At 72.5% G+C, this 24,923-nt stretch carries 25 protein-coding genes; 20 read left to right on the forward strand and 5 right to left on the reverse strand.

Annotated elements, in window-relative coordinates:
• Positions 1-10: 10 nt before the first annotated feature.
• Positions 11-1,207, forward strand: a complete 1,197-nt coding sequence (locus ACX80P_RS12355) for a glycerate kinase (RefSeq protein WP_459278397.1) — start codon at positions 11-13, stop codon at positions 1,205-1,207.
• On the opposite strand, the gene ACX80P_RS12360 is transcribed toward ACX80P_RS12355, so the two are convergent.
• Together ACX80P_RS12360 and ACX80P_RS12365 are read right to left on the reverse strand one after the other, a co-directional pair.
• Entirely contained in the window at positions 1,182-2,720 is a 1,539-nt protein-coding gene (locus ACX80P_RS12360; RefSeq protein WP_459278398.1) for a long-chain-fatty-acid--CoA ligase, read from the reverse strand. The genes ACX80P_RS12355 and ACX80P_RS12360 overlap by 26 nt on opposite strands.
• A 164-nt stretch (positions 2,721-2,884) precedes the next feature.
• On the reverse strand, positions 2,885-4,279 hold the full coding sequence (locus ACX80P_RS12365) for an amidase (protein WP_459278399.1): 1,395 nt from the start codon (positions 4,277-4,279) through the stop codon (positions 2,885-2,887).
• 82 nt (positions 4,280-4,361) lie between these two features.
• On the opposite strand from ACX80P_RS12365, the gene ACX80P_RS12370 reads away from it, so the two are divergent.
• The 4 genes from ACX80P_RS12370 (at position 4,362) to ACX80P_RS12385 (ending at position 7,114) form a co-directional block, all read left to right on the forward strand.
• A complete protein-coding gene (locus tag ACX80P_RS12370) occupies positions 4,362-4,688 on the forward strand; it encodes a rhodanese-like domain-containing protein (RefSeq protein ID WP_459278400.1) in 327 nt (108 codons plus the stop codon).
• Positions 4,685-5,659 (forward strand): prephenate dehydratase, encoded by a 975-nt coding sequence (gene pheA, locus ACX80P_RS12375; protein ID WP_459278401.1) that lies wholly within the window; start codon positions 4,685-4,687, stop codon positions 5,657-5,659. The genes ACX80P_RS12370 and pheA overlap by 4 nt, the downstream gene beginning before the upstream one ends.
• 54 nt (positions 5,660-5,713) lie before the next feature.
• The gene (locus ACX80P_RS12380; RefSeq protein WP_459278402.1) at positions 5,714-6,688 is read left to right on the forward strand and encodes a DNA topoisomerase IB; all 975 of its coding nucleotides are present in this window, start codon (positions 5,714-5,716) and stop codon (positions 6,686-6,688) included.
• Between the two features lie 87 nt (positions 6,689-6,775).
• Positions 6,776-7,114 carry a hypothetical protein gene (locus tag ACX80P_RS12385; protein WP_459278403.1) on the forward strand — a complete coding sequence of 113 codons (339 nt, stop codon included), beginning with the start codon at positions 6,776-6,778 and terminating at the stop codon, positions 7,112-7,114.
• On the opposite strand, the gene ACX80P_RS12390 is transcribed toward ACX80P_RS12385, so the two are convergent.
• Complete coding sequence (locus ACX80P_RS12390) at positions 7,111-8,256, reverse strand: diacylglycerol/lipid kinase family protein (RefSeq protein ID WP_459278404.1); 1,146 nt, start codon at positions 8,254-8,256, stop codon at positions 7,111-7,113. The two genes, ACX80P_RS12385 and ACX80P_RS12390, sit on opposite strands and share 4 nt — an antisense overlap.
• Positions 8,257-8,323: 67 nt before the next feature.
• On the opposite strand from ACX80P_RS12390, the gene serS reads away from it, so the two are divergent.
• Entirely contained in the window at positions 8,324-9,613 is a 1,290-nt protein-coding gene (serS, locus tag ACX80P_RS12395; RefSeq protein ID WP_459278405.1) for a serine--tRNA ligase, read from the forward strand.
• Between the two features lie 34 nt (positions 9,614-9,647).
• The gene (locus ACX80P_RS12400) at positions 9,648-10,484 is read left to right on the forward strand and encodes an HAD family hydrolase (protein WP_459278406.1); all 837 of its coding nucleotides are present in this window, start codon (positions 9,648-9,650) and stop codon (positions 10,482-10,484) included.
• A 36-nt stretch (positions 10,485-10,520) separates the two neighbouring features.
• Here ACX80P_RS12400 and ACX80P_RS12405 read toward each other — a convergent pair whose 3' ends face one another.
• Together ACX80P_RS12405 and ACX80P_RS12410 are read right to left on the reverse strand one after the other, a co-directional pair.
• Positions 10,521-11,150, reverse strand: a complete 630-nt coding sequence (locus ACX80P_RS12405; RefSeq protein ID WP_459278407.1) for a hypothetical protein — start codon at positions 11,148-11,150, stop codon at positions 10,521-10,523.
• Positions 11,151-11,290: 140 nt separating this feature from the next.
• A complete protein-coding gene (locus ACX80P_RS12410; RefSeq protein WP_459278408.1) occupies positions 11,291-11,857 on the reverse strand; it encodes an inorganic diphosphatase in 567 nt (188 codons plus the stop codon).
• A 170-nt stretch (positions 11,858-12,027) separates the two neighbouring features.
• On the opposite strand from ACX80P_RS12410, the gene dacB reads away from it, so the two are divergent.
• The 13 genes from dacB to ACX80P_RS12475 all read left to right on the forward strand — a co-directional run bounded on the left by dacB (position 12,028) and on the right by ACX80P_RS12475 (position 24,830).
• On the forward strand, positions 12,028-13,461 hold the full coding sequence (gene dacB, locus ACX80P_RS12415) for a D-alanyl-D-alanine carboxypeptidase/D-alanyl-D-alanine endopeptidase (protein ID WP_459278409.1): 1,434 nt from the start codon (positions 12,028-12,030) through the stop codon (positions 13,459-13,461).
• A gap of 82 nt (positions 13,462-13,543) precedes the next feature.
• Entirely contained in the window at positions 13,544-14,698 is a 1,155-nt protein-coding gene (locus ACX80P_RS12420) for an Rv3626c family coenzyme F420 biosynthesis-associated protein (protein ID WP_459278410.1), read from the forward strand.
• Positions 14,691-15,836 carry a tRNA lysidine(34) synthetase TilS gene (gene tilS, locus ACX80P_RS12425; RefSeq protein ID WP_459278411.1) on the forward strand — a complete coding sequence of 382 codons (1,146 nt, stop codon included), beginning with the start codon at positions 14,691-14,693 and terminating at the stop codon, positions 15,834-15,836. Before ACX80P_RS12420 ends, tilS begins: the two co-directional genes overlap by 8 nt.
• A gap of 3 nt (positions 15,837-15,839) precedes the next feature.
• On the forward strand, positions 15,840-16,391 hold the full coding sequence (gene hpt, locus ACX80P_RS12430; RefSeq protein WP_459278412.1) for a hypoxanthine phosphoribosyltransferase: 552 nt from the start codon (positions 15,840-15,842) through the stop codon (positions 16,389-16,391).
• A 178-nt stretch (positions 16,392-16,569) separates the two neighbouring features.
• A complete protein-coding gene (gene ftsH, locus ACX80P_RS12435) occupies positions 16,570-18,648 on the forward strand; it encodes an ATP-dependent zinc metalloprotease FtsH (RefSeq protein ID WP_459278413.1) in 2,079 nt (692 codons plus the stop codon).
• Between the two features lie 76 nt (positions 18,649-18,724).
• Positions 18,725-19,342: a GTP cyclohydrolase I FolE gene (gene folE, locus ACX80P_RS12440; protein WP_459278414.1), complete on the forward strand. Its 618-nt coding sequence runs from the start codon at positions 18,725-18,727 to the stop codon at positions 19,340-19,342.
• A gap of 11 nt (positions 19,343-19,353) precedes the next feature.
• Complete coding sequence (gene folP, locus ACX80P_RS12445; protein ID WP_459278415.1) at positions 19,354-20,265, forward strand: dihydropteroate synthase; 912 nt, start codon at positions 19,354-19,356, stop codon at positions 20,263-20,265.
• Entirely contained in the window at positions 20,262-20,669 is a 408-nt protein-coding gene (gene folB / locus ACX80P_RS12450) for a dihydroneopterin aldolase (protein ID WP_459278416.1), read from the forward strand. Before folP ends, folB begins: the two co-directional genes overlap by 4 nt.
• A complete protein-coding gene (gene folK, locus ACX80P_RS12455; protein WP_459278417.1) occupies positions 20,666-21,157 on the forward strand; it encodes a 2-amino-4-hydroxy-6-hydroxymethyldihydropteridine diphosphokinase in 492 nt (163 codons plus the stop codon). Before folB ends, folK begins: the two co-directional genes overlap by 4 nt.
• Positions 21,158-21,163: 6 nt before the next feature.
• Positions 21,164-21,652 carry a DUF3180 domain-containing protein gene (locus ACX80P_RS12460; RefSeq protein ID WP_459278418.1) on the forward strand — a complete coding sequence of 163 codons (489 nt, stop codon included), beginning with the start codon at positions 21,164-21,166 and terminating at the stop codon, positions 21,650-21,652.
• Positions 21,645-22,160 (forward strand): PH domain-containing protein, encoded by a 516-nt coding sequence (locus ACX80P_RS12465; RefSeq protein WP_459278419.1) that lies wholly within the window; start codon positions 21,645-21,647, stop codon positions 22,158-22,160. The genes ACX80P_RS12460 and ACX80P_RS12465 overlap by 8 nt, the downstream gene beginning before the upstream one ends.
• Positions 22,157-23,866 (forward strand): PH domain-containing protein, encoded by a 1,710-nt coding sequence (locus tag ACX80P_RS12470; protein WP_459278420.1) that lies wholly within the window; start codon positions 22,157-22,159, stop codon positions 23,864-23,866. The genes ACX80P_RS12465 and ACX80P_RS12470 overlap by 4 nt, the downstream gene beginning before the upstream one ends.
• Positions 23,853-24,830: a Rossmann-like and DUF2520 domain-containing protein gene (locus ACX80P_RS12475; RefSeq protein WP_459278421.1), complete on the forward strand. Its 978-nt coding sequence runs from the start codon at positions 23,853-23,855 to the stop codon at positions 24,828-24,830. Before ACX80P_RS12470 ends, ACX80P_RS12475 begins: the two co-directional genes overlap by 14 nt.
• Positions 24,831-24,923: the final 93 nt, after the last annotated feature.

Below are 24,923 nucleotides of genomic sequence, written 5' to 3' on the forward strand. Positions count from 1 at the left end.
GGGTGGATGCGTGACCACCCCCGCGCATCAGCGACCGCTCCGGATCGTCCTCGCACCCGACTCCCTCAAGGGCAGCCTCCCCGCGGCGGAGGCTGCCCTCGCCATGTCCGCCGGTGTCACGGCTGCCGCCGCCCGCCTCGGCCACCCGGCGCCCGACGTCGTCCTGGTGCCCCTCGCCGACGGCGGCGAGGGGACGCTCGACGCCCTGCTCGCGGCCTGGCACGTCGAGGCGCGGACCACGCCCTGCCACGACGCCGCCGGCCGTGCGCGGACCGCGCGCTACGGCCTCTCCCCGGCCGGTCCGCCCGGTTCCCCGGTCCGGGGGGTCCTCGAGGCGGCGGAGGCCAACGGCCTGCCTCTGGTCGCGGACCGTCCCCTCGAGGCCCTCACCGCCACCAGCTACGGCGTGGGCGAGATCGCGGCCCGCCTCCTCGACGACGGCGCGGACGAGATCCTGCTGTGCATCGGCGGGTCGGCGACGACCGACGGCGGCACCGGCCTCCTGTCAGCGCTCGGAGCCCGCTTCCTGGACGCCGACGGCGACGCCCTCGTACCGGGCGGCGGCGCGCTGGGCGCCCTCGCGACCATCGATCTGACCCGGCTCCACCCCCGCGCCCGCGACGTCCGCTGGCGCATCGCCGTCGACGTCGACAACCCCCTCTGCGGACCGCGCGGCGCCGCGGCCGTCTTCGGGCCGCAGAAGGGCGCGACGCCGGACGACGTCGTCGTCCTGGACGCCGGCCTCGGCCACCTGGCGCGGGTGGTCGCCGGGACCACCGGCGTCGACATGCGGGACGTGCCGGGCGCGGGCGCGGCCGGCGGACTCCCCGCCGTGCTCGTCCCGTTCCTGGGTGCCGGGATCGTCCCCGGCTCCGCACTGGTGGCCGACGCCGTCGGACTGGCCGGCGCGCTCGCCGGCGCGGATCTCGTGCTCACCGGCGAGGGCTCCTTCGACTCCCAGTCGCTGGGCGGGAAGGTGGTCCATGCCGTCGTGGCGCACGCCCCGGCGGCGTGCGCCGTCGTCGTGATCGCCGGACGCGTCCGGCTCTCGGCCGCCCGGGTCCAGGACGCCGGACTGGCGGCGGCATTCTCCCTCGCCACGGGACCGATGGCCCTCGACGAACTGATCGAGGGGGCCGGTGCCCTGATGGAGGATGCCGCCGCGCAGGTCTACGGCGTCTTCAGTGCACGCCGGGCTGGACCGTGATCTCGCGCTTGAGGATCTTGCCCGTGGGTCCCTTGGGCAGCGCCTCCACCAGGACCACGCGCCGCGGGTACTTGTAGGCGGCCACGCGCTCCTTCGCGAAGGCGGTGATCTCGGCCGCGAGGGCCTCGCGGGCGGCGTCGTCGGCCGGTGCGTGCTCCGCGCGGACGCCGATGACGGCGACGATCTCCTCGCCGTGCAGGTCGTCCGGCACGCCGATCACCGCCGCTTCCGCCACCGCGGGATGCTCGTACAGGACCTCCTCGACCTCCCGCGGGTACACGTTGTAGCCACCGCGGAGGATGACGTCCTTCTTGCGGTCCACGATGAACAGCAGGCCGTCCTCGTCCACACGGGCGAGATCTCCCGTGCGGAACCAGCCGTCGGGGATGGCGGCCTCGGTGGCGTCCTGGTTCTCCCAGTAGCCCTTCATCACGCAGTGCCCGCGCACGGCGAGCTCCCCCACCTCGCCCTGCGGCACCTCGATGCCCTCCGGGTCGAGCATCCGCACCTCGACGCCGTCCACCGGGGTGCCGATCGAGCCGGGCTTGCGGAGGTGCCCCACGCGGTTGAAGCTCACGATCGGCGAGGTCTCCGACAGGCCGTAGCCCTCCAGCAGGTCGGCCCTGAAGACGCGCTCGAACTCGTGCAGCACCTCGACCGGCAGGGCGGACCCGCCGGACACGGCCACGCGGACGGAGGAGAGGTCCGTGCCGGCGACGCTCGGGTGGCGCAGCATCGCGACGTACATGGTGGGGACACCCTCGAAGACCGTGACGCGGTCCCGCTGGATGATCTCGAGCGCCTTGCCCGGCTCGAAGCGGGGGAGCAGGGTCACGGTGGCGCCCGTCAGCACCGCGGCGTTCAGCGCGCAGGTCTGCCCGAAGATGTGGAAGAACGGCAGGCCCCCGAACAGGACCTCGCCCTCGGCGATCCCCATGAGGTCGCGGGAGATCTCCGTGTTGCGGGAGAGATTGGTGTGGGAGAGCGTGGCGCCCTTGGGCCGTCCTGTGGTCCCGGAGGTGTACAGCACGACGGCGGTGTCCTCGCCGTCGAGTTCCACGACGCCCGGGGTGGGCTCGGCCGCGGAGACACGCTGCATGAAGGCGCCGGCGTCGACCGTCACCACGGCGACCCCACTGCCGGTCTCGGCCCCCGAGGCCTCGGCGCCCGCCTGCGCCTCGCCGATGACGCCCTCCCAGGCGAACACGAGCCTCGCACCCGAGTTCGTGAGGTGGTAGGCCACCTCGCGTCCCTTGAGGAGCGGATTCAGGGGAACGACGACGGCCCCGGCCCGGAGGACCCCGTAGTAGACGAATGCCATCTGCGGAATATTGGGCATGATGAGGGCGACCCGGTCGCCGCGCTGCACCCCGTGCTCCGCGAGGAGGGTGGCGACCTTCTGGCTGAGCACCTCGAGGGCGCCGAAGGTCAGCTCGACGTCGTCGAGCCTGATGGCCACCGCCGAGGGGCTCCTCGTCGCAGTGGCCACCAGGTTGTTGGCGAGGTTCGGCACGCGATCTCCTTTGATCTCAACACGTCGGTGCAGGTCTCCTGCATCTGCCGGTACGGATGTTACCGGTGGGTAGAAGTCTGTGGGATCGGGGACCGCCGCGCAACAGGATCCGGCCGGACGTGGCGGGCGCCGCTCAGGGGACGGGACGCGAGACTCATGACGACCTACTGCCGATGCGCCTCGACCTGTGCTGTCGCGGCGAGGAGCTGCGCCTCCTCCCCGGGGCGGCCGATGAGCTGCACGCTCATGGACAGGCCCTCCGGCAGGCGCAGGGTCGGCACGGTCACGGCGGGCAGGCCGCACACGTTCACCATCGAGGTGTAGGGCGAGTACTGGCACTGCCGCCGGTAGTCGGTGTCGCCGTCGGCGTCCGTGTACCAGCCGATCGGCCGCGGCGTCATGGCGAGCGCCGGTGTCAGGATCATGTCGAAGCGCGAGTACTGCTCGATCGTGTCGTGCTCGAACTGCCGCAGCAGGTCGACGGCGCCCGCGAGGTCCGCCGCGCTGCGTCCCAGGGCCCGCCGCCGCATCACCCGCGTGATGTCCGTCAACCGGTCCTCGCGCTCGTCGGGGATCGGCGCCGTGGCCAGTGCGGCCGTCCACACGAGCTGGAAGGCGTCGTGGTAGCGCGGATCGTAGGTGAGATCGGCGTCGACGACGTCGTGCCCGGCGCGCTGCAGCGTCTGGATCCCTGCGGTGAGCGCGTCCGTCGCGGCGGCGTCGAGGCCGATGTCCAGGGCACCCGCGAAGGGCGACGCCGTGCTGACACCGATCCGGAAGCGCCCTTCGGCGCGCAGGGCCGCCTCCGTGAAGGAGCCGGGGTACCGGGAGGCCGCGCTCGTGGGCCGGTAGTTCGGTTCCCGCACCAGGGCGTCGAGCAGCAGCGCCGCGTCCACCGCGGAGTGAGCGAGGGGGCCGGCGACGCCCAGCTGCCCGAGGTCGGCCTGCCCGGACCCCGACGGCACGCGGCCGCGGTTGGGCTTGAGGCCCACGAGGCCGGTGGCGGCCGCGGGGATGCGGATGGACCCCCCGCCGTCGGTGCCCGGCGCGAACGGGATCATCCGCGCCGCCACCGCCGCGGCGCTGCCGCCGGAGGAGCCACCCGGGCTGAGCCGGAGGTCGAGCGGGTTGCGGGCCGGCGGGGCGATGGCGTTCTCGCTGTAGCAGCTGAGCCCGAACTCGGGCACCTGGGTCTTGCCGAGGCTGACGGCCCCCGCCCGGCGCAGCACCGCGGCGAGCGGGGCGTCCCGCTCGGCGACCGCGTGGCCGAGCGCGGCGGTGCCCAGCGTGGTCCTCACACCGGCGACGTCGGTGAGGTCCTTGTGCGCGATGGGCATGCCATGCAGGGGCCCGAGCGCGGCGCCGGAGGCGCGCACGCGGTCGGCGTTGTCGGCCGCGCGGAGGGCGTCGTCGTGCGTGACCGTGATGAACGCGCCGAGGTCCGGGTCGAGGGCGTCGATCCGCCGCAGGAAGTGCTCGGTGACCTCCCGCGCGCCGACGGCACCGCGCGCCAGGGCGTCCCGGAGGGTGAGGGCGGAGAGTTCGTGGAGTTCGCTCATCACCGACCACTATAGGAGCCGCGGCAGGGCAGGGCGGACCGTAGCAATGGCGGCGCCCCGCGGCCCGTGAAAAGGTAGGCGCATGAGCGAAATCCAGAACGTACCCGTCACGGCAGTACCAGACGACGCCCGCATCCTCGACGTCCGCGAGGACTACGAGTGGGAGGCCGGCCACGTGGCCGGCGCGCTGCACGTCCCCCTCGACGAGCTGCCGGCCCGGCTCGGGGAACTGGACCCGGACGAGGACCTGCACGTGATCTGCCGCAGCGGCGGCAGGTCGCAGCGCGCCGCGGAGTGGCTGGAGGGGCAGGGCTACACGGCCGTCAACGTGAGCGGGGGCATGGGCGCCTGGCTCGAGGCAGGGAAGCCGATGGTCTCCGAGGTGGGCGGCGAGCCCACGGTCCTGTGACCGGCCCCGCATCCCCGGGCGGCGGTCCGTCCTACGCCTACCTGGGCCCCGAGGGGACCTTCACCGAGGCCGCACTGCTCCAGGTGCCGGGCGCCGACACCGCCCGACGCGTTCCCGCGGCCACCGTGGGGGCCGCGCTCGACGCCGTCCGCTCCCGCTCCGTCGATGCCGCCATGGTGCCCATCGAGAACTCGGTCGAGGGCGGGGTGAGCGCGACCCTCGACGCCATCGCGGGAGGGGAGCCGCTGCGCATCCTGCGCGAGGAGCTCGTGTCCATCACGTTCGTCCTCGCCGCCCGGCCGGGTACCACCCTGGCCGGGGTCCGACGCATCGCCACCCACGGCCACGCCTGGGCGCAATGCCGGAACTGGGTGGACGCGCACGTCCGGGAGGCGGAGTACGTCCCGTCGTCGTCGACCGCCGCGGCCGCCTACGGACTCGCCGGGGACGGCCACGGCTACGACGCGGCCATCTGCTCGCCGCTCGTGGCCGAACGGCTCGGCCTCGCCGTCCTCGCCGCGGACATCGGGGACGTCACCGACGCCGTCACCCGTTTCATCCTGGTGGGCACGCCGGACGCCCTGCCCCCGCGCACGGGCGCGGACAAGACGACCCTCGTGATTCCCCTGCCCGACGACCACCCCGGCGCCCTCATGCAGATCCTCGACCAGTTCGCCGCGCGGGGCGTGAACCTCAGCCGCATCGAGTCGCGACCCACGGGGCAGTTCCTCGGCGACTACTTCTTCAGCGTGGACGCCGACGGCCATGTCGAGGACGCCCGGGTGGCCGACGCCCTCAAGGGCCTGCACCGCATCAGCCCGGGCCTGAGGTTCCTCGGCTCCTACGCGCGCGCGGATCGCCGGTCGCCGGCCGTGGAGCGCCACACCTCCGACGCCGCCTTCGGAGCCGCCGACGCGTGGCTCGGGGACATCATCCGGGGCCGGGAAGGACGGCACGCTGGAGAGGCCTGAAACACAGTAGGCTTAGTATTGCAGGTCCTCCTCCCACCGAAGGCAGGTTCCACGATGGCTCGACTGCGGCGCAGCAATACGCGCAGGCCCGGTATCACCCGCCGCCGGAGCGGCAAGGGCTTCAGTTACCGCGCGCCCGACGGCACGCTGCTCCAGGACCGCCACGAGGTCGAGCGCATCAAGGAGCTGGTGATCCCGCCGGCGTGGAAGGACGTGTGGATCGCGCCCTACCCCAACGGCCACGTCCAGGCCATCGGGACGGACGACGCCGGCCGGCGTCAGTACATGTACCACCCGTCCTGGCGGGAACAGAAGGATCGCGAGAAGTTCGACCGGGCCCTGGACTTCGGCGCGAAACTGCCCAGCGCTCGCCGCTCCATCACCCAGCACCTGCGCAGCGACGGGGCGACGAGGGAACGCGCATTCGCCGCCGCCCTGCGGATCGTCGACGCCGGGGCCCTCAGGATCGGCTCGGCCCAGTACGCGGAGGCCAACGGATCCTTCGGCGTCACGACCCTCCTCGTGGAGCACTGCACCGTCGAGGGGGACATCATCAGGTTCGACTTCCCCGGCAAGAGCGGCCAGCAGTGGGACACCCGCCTGGAGGACGCGGATCTCGCCGAGGCGCTGCGCCCCATGCTGGAGCGCGAGGACCCCGACACCGTGCTCGCGTTCCAGACCGAGGACGGCGCCTGGCACCACGTGGACGGCTCCCAGCTCAACGATTTCCTGCGGCAGGTCACGGGCGGGCCCTTCACCGCAAAGGACTTCCGCACCTGGCAGGCCACCGTCGTCGCCGCCATGGCCCTCGCGCGGGAAGACCTCGGCGCCACGACCCGCACGGCTCGGCAGAAGGCCGTCAGCGCCACCATGCGGGCCGTCGCCGACCACCTCGGCAACACCCCCACCGTGGCCAGGAGCTCCTACGTGGACCCGCGGCTCGTGGACCGCTTCATGAGCGGCGAGGTCATCCCCATCACGTCCTACTCGGCCTCGGAGAAGGCCGTGCAGGAATTGCTGCGTGGCTGACGCCGCGCATTTCCAACCATCCCGTTCGTCAGTACGCTGGCACGGGGCGCCCACCGAGGAGCGCATCCTCCGACGAAAGGCAGGATCATGACCGAGAACTCCCACGACGGACACATCGTCAACCCCAACAAGGGTGACGGCTCGACGTCGGACCCCAACTGGCACGGCGACGCCGGCGACCAGGGCAACGACCTCCGCTTCGCCGAGGAGCAGGCCCTGATCAACGAGCAGGCCGAGGGCGGCTCGTCGGCAGCCGCGGGCGCCGTCAAGCACGAGGGCCACTACACCAGTGCAGCCCCCGAAGGGGAATCAGGTGGCTACACCTCGGCCGAGAACCCGGCCGAGGAGGGCGAGTACACCGACAAGGACAAGCAGCTCGTCGACAGGCCCGAGGGCGAGGGCGGGTACACCGACCGCGACCGCTAGGAGCGGCAGGAGGAGCCCGGCCCCACGGGGCTCACCCGCGGCCGCCGGGCCGGGATCGCGGGCGCCGGGGAAGCCGGGAGTCCGGGAACCGGAGGCGGGACCCGGACGAGCAGCGCGCCCGGATCCGCGCGGGCCATCATGGACGTGATCGTGCCGGAGGCGTCGCCGTCGAGCTGTGTGGCGATCGGCTCGCCGGACCACACCGTGACCTCCCGGGCACGGTAGTAACTGATGGCAGGGATGCCGCCCCGGTGCCGGAGGACGATCTTCGCGGCCATGAACGCCCAGCCGATCAGGCTGCGCGGACTGAGGACCACGACGTCGAGGTAGCCGTCGTCGATCCGCGCGGCGGGCACGAAGTCCACCCCCGCCGGCAGTTTCCCGCAGTTGGCCACCAGGAGGCTGCGCACCTTCCGGGTCTGCGGGGGCCGGCCGTCCAGGCTGATCGAGATGCGCCGCCGCCTGCCGGGCAGGTGCCGCACGCTCGCCCCGCTGTAGGCGAGCCAGCCGTACTTCTCCTTGAGGTCGTCCTTGGTGGCCGCCATGACACTCGCGTCGAAGCCGATGCCGCCCATCACGAGGAACGGATACTCCGACGCCGTCGCCGTGCGCTCGTTGCGGAGCGTGATCCGCGCCATGTCGATCCGCCGCTCGTAGCCGCGCAGCGCGAGGCGCAGGCACCCGGCGACGTCGTTGTACGGCAGGCCGAGGTTCCGCACCAGCAGGTTGCCGGTCCCCAGCGGCAGGAGGCCGAGGGCCGCGGGCTGATGCGCGAGTGCCCCGGCGACGGCCCGCACCGTCCCGTCACCGCCGGCTGCGATCACGAGATCCGCCCCTGCTGCCAGCGCCCGCTCCGCCTGGCCGGTCCCCGGGTCCTCGATCGTGGTCTCGAGGATGAGCGGAGGGGTCCAGCCGGCGTCGGAGCACGCCTGCTCCACCAGTGCGCGCGCGGCGCCCGCCTGCAGCTTCGTGGGATTGAGGACGAGGGCGACGCGCTGCGGTCCGTCGCCCACCCGGGTGGGTTCGTGGACGGAGGCCGTCGGCGTCCGCGTCTGCCGGAGGCGCCTGACGGACCAGAACGACTGGATGGATGCGACGGCGGCGGACGCCGCGGCGGTCCCGGCGAGCAGTTTGCGGCGCATGCTCACCCACAATAGCGGCCCGCCCGGCACGACCGGGCGGTCGCCAGGGGTTGGGTAGTCTTAGCGGGTGATCGACGTCAACGACCTCCGCCTGAATCCCGAGCAGTTCCGAGCATCGCAGCGCGCCCGCCGGGCCGACGAGTCGCTGGTCGACGCCGTCCTCTCCGCGGATGCGCGCCGCCGGGAATCCGTGACGTCCTACGAGACGCTCCGCGCCGAGCAGAACGCGTTCGGCAAGCGGGTCGCCCAGGCGAAGGGCGAGGAGAAGCAGGCACTGCTCGCCGAGGTCAGGGAGCTCGCCGCCGCCGTGAAGGCGGCCGCCGGTGCGTCGGAGGAGGCGAAGGCGGAGCAGGAGGCACTGCTGCGGAAGCTCCCCAACCTCGTACAGGACGGCGTGCCGGAGGGCGGCGAGGCCGACTACGTGGTCGTCAGGACGGTCGGGACCCCGCGGGACTTCGCGGCCGAGGGCTTCGAGCCCCGCGACCACCTCGAGATCGGCGAGCTCATCGGGGCGATCGACATGGAACGGGGCGCCAAGGTCTCGGGATCACGCTTCTACTTCCTGAAGGGCGTCGGTGCGCGCCTGGAGATCGCCCTGCTGCAGATGGCGCTGGACCAGGCCATCAGGGCGGGGTTCACGCCCATGATCACCCCCACCCTCGTGCGCCCGGAGGTCATGCAGGGCACGGGCTTCGACGTCGCCCACGACGCCGAGATCTACCGGCTCGCAGAGGACGACCTCTACCTCGTGGGCACCTCCGAGGTCGCGCTCGCCGGGTACCACTCCGACGAGATCCTGGACCTCGGGGCGGGCCCCCTGCGCTACGCGGGCTGGTCGTCCTGCTACCGGCGCGAGGCGGGCTCGCACGGCAAGGACACCCGCGGGATCATCCGCGTGCACCAGTTCAACAAGGTGGAGATGTTCACCTACACCACGGTGGAGGACGCCGCGGCGGAGCACGCCCGCATGCTGGCCTGGGAGGAGGAGATGCTCGCGAAGGTGGAGCTGCCCTACCGGGTCATCGACACCGCGGCCGGTGACCTCGGGATGTCCGCGGCCCGCAAGTTCGACTGCGAGGCGTGGGTCCCCACGCAGGGCGACTACCGCGAGCTGACCTCGACGTCGAACTGCACCACCTTCCAGGCGCGCCGCCTGAACATCCGCGAACGCCAGGAGGGGGAGGGCCAGAAGGGGACGCGCGCCGTCGCGACCCTCAACGGGACCCTCGCCACCACGCGGTGGATCGTCGCGATCCTCGAGCACCACCAGAACCCCGACGGGTCGGTGACGGTCCCCGCCGCCCTGCGTCCCTACCTGAACGGACTGGAAATCCTTCCGGTACTGGCGCCGCGCTAGCCGCGTCTCGGGAGCGTCTGCTTCACTAAGGGGTATGACTACTCTGACCGACGCCGGCATCGATGACCGGCAGGAAAACCGAATGCAGCATCTGGTGGCCCTCGACGTCGACGGCACCCTCGTGGACCACGAGGGGAACATGACGGCCGAGGTCCGGGATGCCGCCCGGGCCGTCATCGAGGCCGGGCACGACGTCATCATCGCCACGGGCCGCTCCCTCGGGGCGACGCTGCCCGTGATCGGGCTCCTCGGCATCACGCGCGGATACGCGGTGTGCTCCAACGGGGGCGTCACGCTGAGGATCGACACCGCCCTCCCCGGAGGATTCGAGGTCATCGACCGCGTGACCTTCGACCCGCGACCGGCCTTGAGCGCACTGCGTGAGCGCCTGCCGTCCGCGAAGTACGCCCTGGAGGACGACCGCGGCAGGTTCCTCTCGACCGAGAGCTTCCAGGATGCGAGCTTCGGCTCCGAGGCGGAGAGCGTCGGCTTCGAGGAGATGCTCGAGTCGCGGGCCGTGCGCGTGGTGGTCTTCAGCACCGACAGTTCGGCCGAGGAGTTCGGCGACGCCGTCGCCGCGATCGGCCTGCACGGCGTCACCTACTCGGTGGGCTGGACGGCGTGGCTGGACATCGCCGCCGCGGGCGTGACGAAGGCCAGCGCCCTGGAAGTGCTCCGGGACCGGCTCGGAACCTCGCGGTCGCACACGGTCGCCGTGGGTGACGGCCGCAACGACATCGAGATGCTCCAGTGGGCCGGACGCGGCGTCGCGATGGGGCAGGCCCCGGACGAGGTCCGGTCGGCGGCCTCGGAGGTCACGGGCACCGTGTACGACGACGGCGCGGCGAAGGTCCTCCGCTCCCTCGTCTAGCCGGACGGGCCGGCAGGCCCGGGCGTCGGGCCCGGGTCAGCAGGCCGACGCCGCTGCGGGCAGCGACGCCGGGCCGTGGGCGAGATCCAGCAGGCGGGCGGCGGCGGGCCGCGTGGCCCACTCCTCCATCCAGTGGGACCGCACGACGGCGCGGCTGACGGCCTGCGCGGTGATCCCCAGTTCCTGCGCGACGTACTTCTGCTGACCCCGCGCGCCGGGCGTCAGGAGGTCGAGGACGGCCCACTCGGCGTCGGTGCGCGTCGAGACGATCTGACCGAGCAGCCGCAGCACCGCTTCCGCCTCGGCGGCGACGTCCCCGTCCGGTCCCTCGACCGCGAGGGGGATCCGCTCGCCGGTCCGCCGGGCCCTGTCGACAGCGCGGCGGGCGTAGACGAGGCCGTAGCCCTCGGCGTCCACGAGGCGCTCCGGCACGGGGGGCGTGAGGCCGCCGACGCCCAGGCCCACGTGCCAGCGCCGCTGGCGGAGGGCGCGCAGAGCGGCATCGACCGCCGTCGTCGCCGAATCCACCACGCCCTGCACCTCGTCGCCCACCGACCGCTGGAACGGCACCACGGCGGGCAGGTGCCGCAGTGCCTTCAGCAGCTCCGCGGTGAGGTCCCCGACCTCGCGCGAGTCGCGCTGGTTGATCGTCAGGACGTAGTTCATGGGATCAGTATGGAGCCAGGGCGGCCTTCGGCAACGCAAGGACGTTGTTCTCGGCTGCGATCCGGCTGCCGGGGCCCGGACCGGCAGGACCGCCCGCCGCCCGTCTTGAGGGCGGACGGCGGGCACCGAAGCGGGTGCTGCTAACGGCCCTCGGGTGTCTCCGTGGCGTTCTCCGCCTCGACGTCGACGGATCGGCCCTGCGGCTCGTCCTCCGCGCTCGCATCACCGAACTCCTGGAAGCGCTTCAGCGAGGCCTCGACCTCCGCCTCGGCCTCCTCGCGGCCCGCCCAGTCCGCGGCCTCGACCCACTTGCCCGGCTCGAGGTCCTTGTACTTCGTGAAGAAGTGCTTGATCTCGTCGAGCAGGAAGTCCGAGACGTCGGACAGGTCCCGGATGTGGTCGAAGCGCGGGTCCACGGGCACGCAGAGCACCTTGGCGTCCCCGCCGCCGTCGTCGGTCATGTTGAAGACGCCGATGGGCCGGGATTCGACGAGGACGCCGGGGAGGAGGTCGAAGTCCTGCAGCATGACCAGCGCGTCCAGCGGGTCGCCGTCCTCGCCGAGGGTGTTCTCGAAGTAGCCGTAGTGCGTGGGGTACTGCATGGCCGTGAACAGGACGCGGTCCAGGCGCAACCTGTGGGTCTCGTGGTCGATCTCGTACTTGACGCGTGAGCCCTTCGGGATCTCGATGGTGACGTCGAGCTTCATGGCAACTCCTGGAGTAGGTCGATGGCGGCCGGCATCCGCGCCCTCGCGGAGAAGGGGCTCCGCCGGTCTACTGTTTTATCGTCAGCCCTAACATATCGGTCGGTCACCCGTACCCGGGCATTTCCCGTGCCCGCGGTGCTCCTCCCGGACGTCTCGCGAAAGGACACCCCGTGCGCCCGTTACGCCTGCTGGCCCGGCTCGTGCTGGTCCTGGCCATGGCGGCGGTCGCGGTCCCGGTGGCCACCCACCTCACCCCGGGCGTGCTGGCCGTGGTCTCCCCGCCGCCGCCGGTGGCGCCGCCGGTCACGCCGGCGGCCCAGGTCCCGCCGACGGCCGTCGCGGTGCCCGACGTCGTCACCACCCTCTCGCCGTCCGCGCCGGTGCCGGATCCGGCGGTGCTGGGCCCGGAGCTCGACGCCGCCCTGCAGATCCCGGGAGCCGGCACCTTCGCCGGGACGGTCCTCGACTCCGCGGACGGGAGCGTCCTCTACGCGCGGGACGCCGCACGCCTCCAGGCCCCGGCCTCCACCATCAAGCTCCTCACCGCGGTGGCCGCCCTGACCTTCGGGCAGCCCGGGCAGGTCCTGACGACGTCGGTCCTCGCCGCGGAGTCCGCGCCCGGGGTCCTGTACCTCCACGGCGGCGGCGACGTCCTCCTCGGCTCCGGCACGTCGGACCCGGATGCCGTCGTCGGGCGAGCCGGCCTCGGGACCCTCGCGGCGGAGACGGCGGCCGCCCTGCCGGGACCGGGGCCCTACACCGTCGCCCTCGACGACACCCTGTTCGTCGGTGCGACCCTCAACCCCACATGGGCGGCAGGGGACATCGAGGCGGGCGAGATCGCCCCGGTGCACTCCCTCGCCGTGGATTCCGCCCGGCTGGAGGAGGGTGCCGGCGCCGGCCCGCGGTCGCAGGACGCGGCCCTCGACGCGGCCCGCACCTTCGCGGCGGCCCTGGCGGCGTCCGCCGCGGACCGCGGGATCGTCGTGGTCCCCGACGTGCAGCGGCAGGCGGCCCCGGAGGACGCCGCGACGGTCGCGACGGTCGACTCCGCACCCCTGCAGGACCAGGTCCGGCGCATGCTGGAGATCTCCGACAACTACCTCGCGGAGGCCCTGGCCCGGACTGCCGCCCGGGGGAGCGGACGCCCGGCGTCGTCCGGCGGGGCGACGGAGGCGATCGAGGAGGCCGCTGTGGGGGCGGGGGTCCCCGAGGAGGGACTGCTCGTCGGGGATGCGGCGGGCCTGTCCACGCGGAACGCCGTCTCACCGAGGCAGCTGGCGGCGCTGATGCGGGGGATCACCACATCGGAGCGGCCGGGCGTCGCCGGGATCGCCGGGTCGCTGCCCGTCGCGGGGCTGACCGGGACGCTGTCCACCCGGTTCACGGCGGAGGACGGGCCGGCCGCCGCCGGTGCCGGCACCGTCCGCGCCAAGACGGGGACGCTGAACGCGGTCACCGGGCTCACGGGCCACGTGGTCACCGCCGACGGGCGCCTCCTCGTGTTCTCCTTCCTCGCCGCCGGGCTCGACGGCACCACGGTCGAGGCGCGAGCGGCCGCCGACCGGGCGGCCGCGATCCTCGCCGGGTGCGGCTGCCGCTGACCCGCAGCTCCCGGTTCGCGCGGAGCGGCAGGACGACCGGTCCCGGGGAGCCACGACGGGCGGGATGTGATCGAATAGGCGCATGTCCAGGAACGAGTCAGCCACGCCCCGCCCGCAGCTGGTCAACTGGGATGTGGCGGCTTCCACGGCTGCATCCCTGACCCCCGCCGGGCCCACCATGACACCGGCCGACATCAACCGGGCCGTGCAGAACATGCGCGAGCTCGCGGGCGCGTCCGTCGACCACGTCCACGCCATCTCGCGGCTCGACGCCGCCCGCGACCTGCGGGACTCCGAACTGCTGATCGTGGACCGTGCGTCCTGGTCCAGGGCCAATTCGCAGAGCTTCCGCGCCCTCATGCAACCCGCGCTGGACCAGCTGGCCGTCACGAAGCCCGAGGTCCTCAAGTCCGCGTCCCTCACCCTCGGGGGCACCGTGACGGGGGCGCAGCTCGGCGCGATCCTCGCGTTCCTGTCCAGCAAGGTGCTCGGGCAGTACGACCCGTTCGTGCCCTCGCGCAACGGGCCGGGCGGCCGGCTCATGCTCGTGGCGCCGAACATCATCTCGGTGGAGCGCGAGCTGAACGTCGACCCCTCCGACTTCCGGCTCTGGGTCTGCCTGCACGAGCAGACGCACCGCGTGCAGTTCGCGGCGGCGCCATGGCTCAAGGACCACATGACCGGCCAGATCGGGCAGCTGACCTCCGGCCTCATGGACAAGGCGGACACGCTCTCCGAGCGGCTCGGCGCCGCCGTCAGGAACATCACCGCGGCCAAGGCGCGGTCCCGCGGCGAGGCTGCGGCGGGCGGGAGCACGGCGGCCGGGGAGGTGCCGTCGCAGAACATGGGGGTGCTCTCGATCCTGCAGGACCCCGAGGACAAGGCGCTCCTGTCCCACCTCACCGCGGTCATGAGCCTGCTCGAGGGCCATGCGAACGTCGTCATGGACGGTGTGGACGGCAGCATCGTCCCGTCCGTCAAGACCATCCGCCGGCGCTTCAACGCGCGCGGCAAGTCCCGCGGCCCCGTCGAGAAGGTCATCCGGCAGCTGATGGGGCTCGACGCGAAGATGCGCCAGTACAGTGACGGCTCGAAATTCGTGCGGAGGGTCGTCAGCCAGACCGGCATGGACGGCTTCAACGCGGTCTGGCAGACGGCGTCGCACCTGCCCACCGAGCAGGAGATCCACGCGCCCGACCAGTGGATCGACAGGATGAGCCTGCGCCGCCATGGCTAGGCGCCCGCGCCTGCTCCCCGCGGTCGGCACGGCACGGAACCTGCTCGCCGCGAGCCTCGACGGGCTCCTCCCCGAGCCCGGTCGGCCCGGCAACGGTCCGACGTCGGGCGCCTCGGGTCCCGCGGTGGGCAGCGACGTCCTGCCGCTCGTCCTCGTCGCCTGCAGCGGCGGCCCCGACTCGCTGGCCCTCGCCGCGGTCGCCGCGCACTTCATGCACACCGGCCGGTGCCGCGTGGGCGCCGTCGTCGTCGACCACGGACTCCAGGCGGGCAGCGCCGTGACGGCCGAGCGGGCGGCCGCCGCCGCCGGGACCCTCGGCCTCGACCCCGTCGAGGTGCGTCGGGTCACCGTGGAGCGCGACGGCGTGGGCCCGGAGGCCGCCGCCCGCGGCGCCCGCTACGCCGCGCTCGACGACGCCGCCGCCCGGCTCGGGGCCGCCGCCGTCCTGCTCGGCCACACGCTCGACGACCAGGCGGAGCAGGTGCTGCTGGGCCTCGCCCGCGGTTCCGGCACCCGGTCCCTGGCCGGCATGCCGGAGCGACGCGGACCCTACCTCCGCCCCTTCCTCGAACTGCGCCGGGCCGACACGGAGGCGATCTGCGCCTTCTACGGCCTCGACCCCTGGCACGACCCCACCAACCTCGACCCGTCCTACGCGCGTTCGCGGGTGCGCGGCGAGGTGCTGCCGTTCCTCGAGGACCAGCTGGGACCCGGCATCGCGCGGGCGCTGGCGCGGACGGCGCGCATCCTCGGGCAGGACGCCGACCTCCTCGAGCAGCTGAGCGCCGAGGCGTACGCGTCCCTGCGCACCGAGGGGGACGACGGCACGGTGCTGCTCCCGGAGGACGGACTGCGGTCACTGCCCGCGGCGCTCCGGCAACGGGTCCTCGCGCTCGCCGCCCTCGAGCTCGGCGCGTTCCAGCCGAGCTTCGAGCGGCTCCGCGCCGCGGAGTCGCTGCTGGACCGGAAGGGATCGGCCGGCCCGGTGCAGCTGGGCGGGAAGGTGAGCGTGTACCGCCAGGTGCGGGGGCGATCGGTTCTCCGGGGAGAACCAAGCTATGGCAATCTTGTCCTGGGGAACAATGGCAGCAACAACGGTCCCGGCGGGAAGCAGTTCCGCCGGCCAATCCAGGAGTAATCGGTGGATTCCAACGACGTCCAGTCAGATCTCAAGCACGTCCTCTACACCCGGGAGGAGATCCAGCAGCGGATCAACGAGCTCGCGCAGCAGATCGACGCCGACTACCAGGGCAGGGACATCCTCCTCGTGGGCGTCCTCAAGGGTGCCGTGATGGTGATGGCCGACCTCGCCCGGGCCCTGCACTCCCACATCACCATGGACTGGATGGCCGTGTCCTCCTACGGTTCGGGTACGCAGTCCTCCGGCGTCGTCCGGATCCTCAAGGACCTCGAGACGGATCTCATGGGCAAGCACGTCCTCATCGCCGAGGACATCATCGACTCCGGCCTGACGCTCTCGTGGCTCAAGGCCAACCTCCTGTCGCGCGGTCCCGCCTCGGTCGAGATCTGCACGCTCCTGCGGAAGCCCGACGCCGCGAAGGTCGCGATCGACGTCAAGTACGTCGGCTACGACATCCCGAACGAGTTCGTCGTCGGCTACGGCCTGGATTTCGCGGAGAAGTACCGCAACCTCGATTTCATCGGCACGCTGGCGCCCCACGTCTACGAGTAGGACCCCCGCGCGACGGGCTGCCGGGGCTACGCCGTGAGGGAACTATTGCCCTGATCCACGCGTGGTCAATCTCAGACCGTGTATATGTTGAGGTGCTCAGGGGGCCCCAGCACGGCAGTGCGGCCGCACATTTTTACTTGCATCAGCAGGAGGGACAGGGCTTGCCGCCCTGAGACGTATGAAATTCAAGAACATCTTCAAGGGGCCCATCTTCTGGATCGTCCTGGCCGTCGTGGCGCTCCTGCTGGTCCTGCCCAGCCTGTTCGGCACCGGCAGCTCCCGCGTCGACACGAACGTCGGGCTCCAGCTCCTCGAAGATGACCAGGTGTCGCAGGCCAAGATCTACGACGGCGAGCAGCGCGTGGACCTCACGCTGCGCGACGACTACGAGGACATGGGCAGGAGTGTCCAGTTCTTCTACAGCACCGCGCGCGCGGAGGCCGTGGTCGACGCGATCAACACCTCGGACACGGACGGCTTCACCGACCAGCCGGCCGAGAGCAACTGGCTCCTCAGCCTCGCCGGCCTGATCTTCCCGATCCTCATCCTCGGCGTCATCTTCTGGTTCCTCCTCAGCCGCATGCAGGGCGGCGGCTCCAAGGTCATGCAGTTCGGCAAGTCCAAGGCCAAGCTCATCACCAAGGACATGCCCCAGGTCACCTTCAACGACGTCGCCGGTGCGGACGAGGCGGTCGAGGAACTGCTCGAGATCAAGGAGTTCCTCCAGGAGCCCGCGAAGTTCCAGGCCCTCGGCGCCAAGATCCCCAAGGGTGTGCTCCTCTACGGCCCTCCCGGGACCGGCAAGACCCTCCTCGCCCGCGCGGTCGCGGGCGAGGCCGGAGTGCCGTTCTACTCGATCTCGGGCTCCGACTTCGTGGAGATGTTCGTCGGTGTCGGCGCATCCCGCGTCAGGGACCTGTTCGAGCAGGCCAAGAACAACGCACCCGCCATCATCTTCGTGGACGAGATCGACGCCGTCGGGCGCCACCGCGGTGCCGGCGTGGGCGGCGGCAACGACGAGCGCGAGCAGACCCTCAACCAGCTGCTGGTCGAGATGGACGGCTTCGACGCCAACACCAACGTGATCCTGATCGCCGCGACCAACCGCCCCGACGTCCTCGACCCCGCCCTCCTGCGCCCGGGCCGCTTCGACCGCCAGATCGGCGTCGAGGCCCCGGACATGAGGGGTCGCGAGCACATCCTCTCCGTGCACTCCAAGGGCAAGCCGATGGCGTCCGGCGTCGACCTCAAGGGCGTCGCCAAGAAGACCCCGGGCTTCACGGGGGCCGATCTCGCGAACGTCCTCAACGAGGCGGCGCTCCTCACGGCCCGTTCCAATGCGCAGCTCATCGACGACCGCGCCCTCGACGAGGCGATCGACCGCGTCATCGCCGGACCGCAGAAGCGCAGCCGCCTGATGAAGGAACTCGAGCGGAAGATCACGGCCTACCACGAGGGGGGCCACGCCCTCGTGGCCGCGGCCCTCCGCAACACCGACCCGGTCACCAAGGTCACCATCCTGCCGCGCGGACGCGCGCTGGGATACACGATGGTCATGCCGAGCGACGACAAGTACTCCGTGACCCGCAACGAACTCCTCGACCAGCTCGCCTACGCGATGGGCGGCCGGGTCGCCGAGGAGATCGTGTTCCACGACCCCTCCACGGGTGCCTCGAACGACATCGAGAAGGCCACGGGGACCGCGCGCAAGATGGTCACCCAGTACGGGATGAGCGAGCGCGTCGGCGCGGTGAAGCTGGGCCAGGGCGCGGGAGAGCCCTTCCTCGGACGCGACATGGGCAGCGACCGCGACTACTCCGACCAGCTCGCCCTCGTCGTGGACGAGGAGGTGCGCCGACTCATCGACAACGCGCACGACGAGGCCTACCAGATCCTCACCGAGAACCGGGACGTCCTCGACCGCCTCGCCCTGGAGCTGCTCGAGCGCGAGACGCTCAACCAGGCCGAGATCGCCGAGGTCTTCACCCACGTCCGCAAGCGTGAGCTCCGGGAGGTCTGGCTGTCCAAGCAGACCCGCCCCGTGCACTCGCTGCCGCCGGTCACCTCCCGCAAGGAACGCGCCGAGGCCCTCGAGGGAGGCCAGCCCGCCCCGGAGACCGTGGCGCCGCAGGACCAGATCGCGCACGCCCATCTCCCGAACGACTTCGACGTCCACGAGTCGGACCTGCCCTCGCCCGAGTCGGCGGAGAACGGGCCCCGGAACAGCGCGGGCGGCACGGAGGGCACGGACCGCTAGGACGGCCGGTCCTGCAGAGGAACGCCCCCGGCCATGGGGCCGGCGGCGAGGAGTGCCATACCGAAGGGGAGAACCCGTGACAGATTTCGACGACGAAGTGGTGGATGCCGCCCTGGCCGCCACCGGGTCGCCGGTGGACCAGCTTCGGATCCAGCGGGCGGTCCGCGAGATCCTGGCGGCCATCGGCGAGGATCCCGGGCGCGACGGCCTGCTCGACACCCCGAAGCGCGTGGCGAAGGCCTACGCGGAGATGTTCGCGGGCCTGCACCAGGATGCGGGCGAGGTCCTCTCGACGTCCTTCGACATCGACCACCAGGAGCTCGTGCTGGTGAAGGACGTCCCCTTCTACTCCACCTGCGAGCACCACCTGGTGCCGTTCCACGGGACCGCGCACATCGGCTACATCCCGTCGGAGGACGGCCGGGTGACGGGCCTGAGCAAACTCGCGCGCCTCGTCGAGGTCTTTGCGCGGCGCCCGCAGATCCAGGAGAGGCTGACCAGCCAGATCGTTGATGCGATGATGGAACACCTGAAACCCAAGGGCGCGATCGTCGTCATCCAGTGCGAGCACATGTGCATGTCGATGCGCGGGGTGCGGAAGCCAGGCGCCAAGACCGTCACGTCCGCGGTACGCGGCCAGCTCCGCGAGACCGCGACGCGCGCCGAGGCCATGAGCCTCATACTCGGAAGGTAGGACCGACCCCGATGGATTCACTCGCCGCAGCGCCCGGGACCGGGCCGGCGACCTCGCCGCTGCCCGTCATCCGGCCCGTCCGCGTCCCCCGGACGGTGCACGACCTGCCGACCGACCGCGCCGTCGTCCTGGGCATCCTGAACGTCACCCCCGACTCCTTCAGCGACGGGGGCCTGTACTCCTCGACGGACGACGCCATCGGCCACGGGCTGCGCATGCACTACGGCGGCGCGGACATCATCGACGTCGGCGGCGAGTCCACGCGACCGAACGCCCGCGAGGTGCCGGTGGAGGAGGAACTGAAGCGCGTCCTGCCCGTCGTCGCGGCACTCGTGAAGGCGGGAGCCCTGGTGAGCATCGACACCATGCACGCGGAGACCGCCCGGCAGGCGCTCGATGCCGGCGCCGCCATCGTGAACGACATCTCCGGCGCCCGGTTCGAGGACGCGATGCCGGCGCTGGTGGCCGAGCGGGGGGTCCCCTACATCCTGACGCACCGCCGCGGGACCGCCGCGACCATGGGCGGCCTGGCCGAGTACGACGACGTCGTCGCCGACGTGGTGCGTGAACTCACCGGCCTGCGCGACCGCTTCGTCGCGGCAGGCGTCGACGCCGGCCGGATCATCCTCGATCCCGGGCTGGGCTTCGCGAAGACCGACGAGCACAACTGGGCGATCCTCCGGAACCTCGACGCCTTCACCTCACTCGGGCACCGTGTCCTCGTGGGCGCATCCCGGAAGCGGTTCCTCGGGACCCTGCTCACCTCGGCGGGGAAGACCGCCGCCCCCGCGGAGCGCGACCACGCGTCGCTCGCCGTCGCGACCCTCGCCGCCGCGGCCGGCGCATGGGGGGTGCGCGTCCACGATCCTGCCGCGACGCTCGACGCCGTCAAGGTCGCAGCTGCCGCCGGCCGGCAGCCGTGACCGTTCAGGTGCGTCCGGGTCGGCCCGGCTCGCCGTCCGGGGAGCTCGACACCGTGCTGCTCACGGGCGTCACGGCCATCGGCCACCACGGCGTGTTCGAGCACGAGCGCCGCGACGGGCAGCCCTTCGCCGTCGACCTCATGCTCCACCTCGACCTGCAGCCCGCGGGCACCAGCGACGACCTCGCCCGGACCGCACACTACGGCGAGGTCGCCGAACTGGTGCACGGCATCATCCAGGGCGACCCCTTCGACCTCATCGAGGCCCTCGCCGAGACGATCGCCACGGCCGTCCTCGCCGGCTTCCCCGTGGCGGCCGTCGACGTCACTGTCCACAAGCCGCAAGCCCCCATCGAGGTACCGTTCGGCGACGTGGCCGTGACGCTGCGCAGGAGCCGGGCGTGAGCACCGTACGCTCGGTGCTCGCGCTCGGCAGCAACCTCGGGGCCAGCAACGACACCCTGTCCCTCGCCGTCGCCGACCTCGTCGGATCGGACAACGTCCGCCTCCACGCGGTCTCGCCCGTGGTGCGGACCAAACCGGTCGGTGGTCCGGACCAGCCCGACTACCTGAACATGGTGATCGAGGTGGAGACGGACCTCGGCCCGTACGAGCTCCTCGCCCACTGCCAGGCCGTGGAGGAACGGCACCACCGCACGCGCACCGTCCGCTGGGGCCCGCGGACGCTCGACGTCGACATCATCACCTACGGGACCTGGGTCTCCGACGACGAGACCCTGACCGTCCCGCACCCGCGCGCCGCGACCCGTGCGTTCGTCCTGCAGCCCTGGGCGTGGATGGACGCCGGGGCCGAACTCGGCGGGCGGCCGGTGGCCGAGCTCGCCGCGGAAGCCGAGGACCTTGCGGGCCTGGTGCCGTTCGAGGGAGTCTAGGACGCTGTGAGCACCCTTCGGTTCCGCTGGCTGGCCGTGGTGGGGCTGGTCGCCGGGTTCGCCGGGTGGCTGGTCAACTGGTTCGCCACCCGCAACGGCTACGGCACGCCCACCCTTCCGCTGACGTCCCTGGTCACCACGGCGGTGATCATCGCCATCACCCTGGTCTTCGGCCGGCGCGTCCTGCTCTGGCGGAACGGCAAGCGGGACCGGCCCCTGGACCCGATCCTCGCCACCCGCACCCTCGTCCTCGCCCAGGCATGCGCCTACGCCGGGGCGCTGAGCCTCGGCTGGCACGCGGGGATCTTCGTCGACCAGGTGGCACTCCTGTCCGTCCGCTCCACCGTGGCGCCGCTCTGGGGTTCGGTGGCCCTCATGGTGGGCGGGATCGTGATGATCATGGTGGGATTGGTGGTCGAGGACTTCTGCAGGCTCCCGCCCGACGACGACGGCACGGGCGCGCTGGGCGGGGAGAGCGAGGGGGAGTATGCGTAGGGAACCGATCGACCCGTCGGGGCTCGAGTGGACCAGGGTATCGCCGAAGTACCTGCGGGCCAGGGTGCTCGGCTGGCTCATCGGGTCGCTGGTGTGGCTCGCCCTCGCCTGCGTCCCCCTCGTCCTCCGCCTCACCGGCGTCTGGGAGTCCTTCCCGCCCCTCTGGCTCGCGTGGGGGCTGCCCGGCGTCGTCCTCGTCTCCGTTGTGTGGCGGGGTCTGCTCCTTCCCCGCCAGGTGGCAGCCATCGGCTACGCCGAGCGCGACGACGACCTCCTGGTCCGCCAGGGCGTGATCTTCCAGCGCACCATGGTGGTGCCCTACGGCCGGATGCAGTACGTCGACGTCGCCGTCGGCCCCCTCGAACGGGCCTTCGGGATCTGCACCCTCAAGCTCCACACCGCGTCCCCCGCCACGAACGCCCAGATCCCCGGGCTGCCGACCGACGAGGGCGCCCGGCTGCGCGAGCAGCTGTCCGCGCGCGGAGAAGCCAGGCTGGCAGGGCTGTGACGACCCCGCAGCAACCGCCGCCCGGGCCGCCGCAGCCCGCCGCGGGCGACGCCGGCCCGCAGGCGGACCCCGCCGAGCAGTGGCGGCGCGTGCACGTCGTCTCGCCCCTCGTGCGCGGGTGGATCGCCCTCGTCGCCATCCTCTACTTCGTGGGCCGGGACTGGTTCGAAGGACTGTTCGGCCCGGGGGAGCGAGGGCGCTCCCCCCTCCCCGAGGGCCTCGGTGTCCTCGCCGCCGTCGGGATCCTGCTGGGCGTCGTCGGGCTCATCGCCGCCGCGTTCCTCCTCTCCTGGTACTGCACCCGCTACCAGGTCACCTCCGACCACGTCCGCGTACACTCCGGCGTCCTCTTCCGCCAGCAACGGCAGGCGAGGCTCGACAGGGTCCAGGCCATCGACATCGTGCAGCCGTTCCTCGCCCGGATCTTCGGACTCGCCGAACTCAAGTTCGAGGTGGCCGACGCCGGTGAGTCCGCCGTCCGCCTCGCCTTCCTGACGCTCGACGACGCCCGCAGGCTGCGCGCCACGATCCTCGCCCGGGCCGCCGGGGTGGACCCCGACCCGGAGCATCCGGAGGAGATCGCCGAGGCGCCCGAACGCGAGGTGGTGGTGGTCCCGCCCGGCCGCGTCCTCGGCTCCGCGGTCCTGTCCGGGACGAGCATCGCCCTCGTGGTGGCCACCGTCGTCATCGTCACGCTCGGCGTGGTGTTCGAGACCCCGATCGTGGCGACGTCCTTCATCCCGATCCTGATCGGCGTCGTCGGATCCTACTGGTCCGCGCTGAGCACGGGGTACAACTTCCGGGCGGCGACCTCCCCCGACGGACTGCGCCTCCGGTACGGCCTGCTCGACACCCGCGCGCAGACCGTGCCTCCCGGGCGGGTGCAGGCGCTGGGCATCGTCCAGTCGCCGCTGTGGCGGCTCAGGGGGTGGTACCGCGTGACGGCGAACGTGGCCGGTTACGGTGCGTCGGCGTCGAACGAGGGGCAGGCCCGCGCCACCCTCCTGCCCGTCGGTACGCGCGACGAGGTGCTGCAGATCCTCGCCCTCGTCCTGCCCGATCCCGGGACGGAGCGGCCGGTCGAACTCTTCACCACCGGGCTGGACGGGCGCGACGGCGGGGAGGGATTCGTCACCACCCCACGCCGCGCCCGGTGGCTCGCGCCGCTGGCGTGGCGGCGCACCGGCTTCGCGGTGACCGGCACGGCCCTCCTCCTGCGTTCCGGGGTGCTGTGGCGGCGGCTCGCCGTCGTCCCGCACGAGCGGACGCAATCGCTGGCGATCGAGCAGGGGCCCGTGGATCGTCGTTTCCGCGTGGCACAGCTCGTCCTGCACACGACGCCGGGACCGGTCAGTGCACGCGTGCTCCTCGTCGACGTCCGGACCGCGTGGGAGCTGTTCCACGGCCAGGCGGCGCGTGCCGCCGAGGCCCGGCGCCACAGCGGTCCCGAACAGTGGATGCGCCCCCTTCCCGGCGGGCAGGGCGTACACGCAGGGCCCGCCGACACCGCATCCCCCGCCGTCCGGCACCGGCCCGACGGCGTGCCGCAGCCCGATGACGTGCCGCTCGCGGAGGGCGCGGGTCCCGTCGGCGGGGGCGGCCCGATCCCCGGGCAGGCGACGCCTCCCCGCCCGGTGATGCCCCTCGTGCCGCGCTATGCGCCGGCTCCCCGGAACCCGGAGGAGGTCACCGATGGCCGCTCCTGACGCGTCCCGCCGCCCCGGCCGGCTCGGCGTCGGCATCGTGGGTGCGGGCAAGGTCGGCTCCGTGCTCGGTGCCGCCCTGAGCTCCGCCGGCCACGCCGTCGTCGGGGTCTCCGCCGTCTCCGAGGCGAGCCGCGAGCGGGCGGAGAACCTCCTGCCCGGGGTGCCGGTCCTCGACGTCCCGGACATCGTCGAGCGGGCAGAACTCGTGCTGCTCGCGGTGCCCGACGACGCCCTGCCGGGCCTGGTCGATGGGCTCGCGCGGCTCGGCGCCTGGCAGGCCGGGCAGCTCGTGGTCCACACCTCCGGCCGCTTCGGCACCGCCGTGCTGGCCCCGGCCCGCGCGGCCGGGGCCATCCCGCTCGCGATCCACCCGGCGATGACCTTCACCGGGCTCTCCCTGGATCTGGGGCGCCTCCCGGACAGCATGTTCGGGGTCACCGCCCCGTCCGCCGTGCTGCCGATCGCCCAGGCGCTCGTCGTCGAGATGGGCGGCGAGCCGGTCGTCATCGAGGAGGAGTCCAGGGCGCTGTACCACGCGGCCCTGGCCCACGCCTCGAACCACCTCGTCACCATCGCCGCCCAGTCCGCGCAACTCCTCGCGGATCTCGGCGTCCAGCAGCCGGACCGCATGCTCGGCCCGCTCATGAAGGCCTCCCTCGAGAACGCCCTGTCCTCCGGCGAGGGTGCCCTGACGGGACCGGTGGCGCGCGGCGACGCCGGGACGCTCCGGGCCCACCGCGCGGCGCTCGAGGCCCACGACGCAGCGGACACGCGCCAGGCCTACCTGGGCATTGCGCGTGCCACGGCCCTGCGGGCCCTCGAGCGGGGCGTCCTCTCGGCCGCCCAGGGCGAGGCGATCCTCGCGGTCCTCGCCGACCGGCCGCCCGGACCGCCGGCCTCCGCGGCCCCGGACGGTCCTGACGGTCCGGACGGGCCGGACGCCTCCGACGGCGGGACCTCCTGACCCTCCCGCGCTTCCCCCGCATCCCTCCCGTATCTCTTCCCGACCTCTTCCCGCACGGGCTGACAGCACCCGTGCGTCCGCCCACTCCCCGAA

The organism is Arthrobacter arabinosi (genome assembly GCF_054511115.1).

What these genes read in the sequence shown, in the direction of transcription:
- ACX80P_RS12365 (WP_459278399.1), bottom strand. Translation starts at nt 4,279, where the DNA reads ATGAGCGAACTCCACGAACTCTCCGCCCTCACCCTCCGGGACGCCCTG.
- ACX80P_RS12370 (WP_459278400.1), top strand. Translation starts at nt 4,362, where the DNA reads ATGAGCGAAATCCAGAACGTACCCGTCACGGCAGTACCAGACGACGCC.
- ACX80P_RS12380 (WP_459278402.1), top strand. Translation starts at nt 5,714, where the DNA reads ATGGCTCGACTGCGGCGCAGCAATACGCGCAGGCCCGGTATCACCCGC.
- ACX80P_RS12385 (WP_459278403.1), top strand. Translation starts at nt 6,776, where the DNA reads ATGACCGAGAACTCCCACGACGGACACATCGTCAACCCCAACAAGGGT.
- ACX80P_RS12390 (WP_459278404.1), bottom strand. Translation starts at nt 8,256, where the DNA reads ATGCGCCGCAAACTGCTCGCCGGGACCGCCGCGGCGTCCGCCGCCGTC.
- ACX80P_RS12400 (WP_459278406.1), top strand. Translation starts at nt 9,648, where the DNA reads ATGACTACTCTGACCGACGCCGGCATCGATGACCGGCAGGAAAACCGA.
- ACX80P_RS12405 (WP_459278407.1), bottom strand. Translation starts at nt 11,150, where the DNA reads ATGAACTACGTCCTGACGATCAACCAGCGCGACTCGCGCGAGGTCGGG.
- ACX80P_RS12410 (WP_459278408.1), bottom strand. Translation starts at nt 11,857, where the DNA reads ATGAAGCTCGACGTCACCATCGAGATCCCGAAGGGCTCACGCGTCAAG.
- ACX80P_RS12420 (WP_459278410.1), top strand. Translation starts at nt 13,544, where the DNA reads ATGTCCAGGAACGAGTCAGCCACGCCCCGCCCGCAGCTGGTCAACTGG.
- tilS (WP_459278411.1), top strand. Translation starts at nt 14,691, where the DNA reads ATGGCTAGGCGCCCGCGCCTGCTCCCCGCGGTCGGCACGGCACGGAAC.
- ftsH (WP_459278413.1), top strand. Translation starts at nt 16,570, where the DNA reads ATGAAATTCAAGAACATCTTCAAGGGGCCCATCTTCTGGATCGTCCTG.
- folP (WP_459278415.1), top strand. Translation starts at nt 19,354, where the DNA reads ATGGATTCACTCGCCGCAGCGCCCGGGACCGGGCCGGCGACCTCGCCG.
- ACX80P_RS12465 (WP_459278419.1), top strand. Translation starts at nt 21,645, where the DNA reads ATGCGTAGGGAACCGATCGACCCGTCGGGGCTCGAGTGGACCAGGGTA.
- ACX80P_RS12475 (WP_459278421.1), top strand. Translation starts at nt 23,853, where the DNA reads ATGGCCGCTCCTGACGCGTCCCGCCGCCCCGGCCGGCTCGGCGTCGGC.